General features: G+C 71.2%; 1 protein-coding gene. It reads right to left on the bottom strand.

The window, feature by feature from the left end:
• The coding region (locus B551_RS17640) for an alpha-amylase family glycosyl hydrolase (RefSeq protein ID WP_157072020.1) at positions 1-1721 on the bottom strand (1721 nt) is incomplete at its 3' end.
• Between the last annotated feature and the right edge of the window lie 2 nt (positions 1722-1723).

The following is a 1723-nucleotide window of genomic DNA, read 5'->3' as shown; positions in this document are numbered from 1 at the left end:
CCTTCGCAGCGCGTGCCGGGCAAGCGCGGCAACAGCTCGCGCCGGCGCAGCGTGATCAGCGACTTGTAGTACTGCGCGCAATCACCGTCCGGATCGAACTGCGGCCGCGATGCCTCGAAGGTGGTCGGCGCATTCGGGTCCGGAATGCTGTCCGCGCGCGCGCCGTCGGCAAAGCCCGCCATCGAGCCGAACTCGCGGCGGCGCCCTTCGCGCACCGCATCGGCCAGTTCCGGCGGATGGCTGGTGAAGTAGAGGAAGGGCGTCTGCGTGCCGCCTTCCTCGCCCATGAACACCATCGGGATCTGCGGACACAACAGCTGCAGCGCGATCGCGGCGCGCAGCGGGCGCGGCTTGGCCAGCGCCGTGATGCGCTCGCCGAACGCGCGATTGCCGATCTGGTCGTGGTTCTGCAGGAAGCTGATGAACGCGGTCGGTGGCAGGTCGGCGCTGCGCTGCCCGCGATGGACGGGCTTGTCGCCGCCCGATTCGCGCGTGCGATGCGGCGACGCCTCGCCCTGATAGGCGAAGCCCTCGGCCAGCACGCGCGCCAGATGGCGGGTGGTGGGGCCGAGCGGCTGGTGGTCGCCCCGCGGTGCCGCGTCCTGGTCATAGGCGCGGCCGTAGTCCGGACCGGGATGGCTGCCGGAATCGGCGCGATGCGCGGCATCGGCGCCGGCGCCGAATTCGGGCGCGACCACCGCGCCATAGTCGGCGTAATAGCCGTCGTGTTCGCCGGTCAGCAGCACGTGCAGCACGTGGTGCGCGTCATCGTTCCACTGCGCGTCGTAGCCGCCGGCGAGCAGCGCGGCATCGTTGTTGTCGTTCTCCAGCACCAGATGGATCTGGCGGCCGGCGCAGCGCTGCCGCAGCGTGGGCGCCAGTTCGGCCAGCCAGCCCTCGTCGGCGATGGCGTGCACCGCATCGAGCCGCAGACCGTCGAAGCGGAAGTCCTGCAGCCAGTAGCTGGCGTTCTCGGTGAAGAAGTCGCGCACTTCCTGGCGGCGGAAGTCGATGGCCGGGCCCCAGGGGGTGCGCACATCCTCGCGGAAGAAGGCGCTGGCGTAGCGCGGCAGATAGTTGCCCTCGGGGCCGAAGTGGTTGTAGACCACATCGAGCAGCACCATCATGCCCAGGCCGTGCGCCGCATCGATCAGCGCCCGCAGCTGGTCGGGCGTGCCGTAGCTCGATTCCGGCGCGAACGGCAGCACGCCGTCATAGCCCCAGTTGCGGCTGCCGGGAAACTCGGCCAGCGGCATCAGCTCGACCGCGGTAAAGCCGAGCGCCGCCAGCCGCGGCAGTTCGCGCGCCGCGCCGGCGTAGCCGCCGCACAGGCCGACGTGCATCTCGTAGACGATCGCTTCGTGCCATGGCCGGCCTTGCCAGTACGGATGGCACCACTGATAGGCGGCCGGATTGACGACCACGCTGGCGCCGTGCACGTCGCCGGCCTGCGCGCGCGACGCGGGGTCCGGCACGATGGTGCCGTCGCCAAGACGGAACCAGTAGCGCGCGCCTTCGCAACAGGCCACGGTGGCCTCGAACCAGCCGTCGGTGGCCGGCGTCATCAGCACTGGGCCGGCGTCGTGGATCTCGAGCCGGGGAATCTCGCCCTCGGCCGCCATATCGGGCGCCCACAGCCGGAAGCAGGTGCGGCCGTCGGCCAGCCGCAACGGTCCGAAGCGCGGCTGGCTGGCCGGCGCCGCTTCAGGCGCGCTGCCCAGCG

The sequence above is a fragment of the Cupriavidus sp. HPC(L) genome (assembly GCF_000307735.3).
In the GTDB taxonomy this organism is placed as follows: domain Bacteria; phylum Pseudomonadota; class Gammaproteobacteria; order Burkholderiales; family Burkholderiaceae; genus Cupriavidus.
The sequence above is the reverse complement of the archived record's forward strand: the minus strand, read 5'-3'. Positions and strand labels throughout refer to the sequence as shown.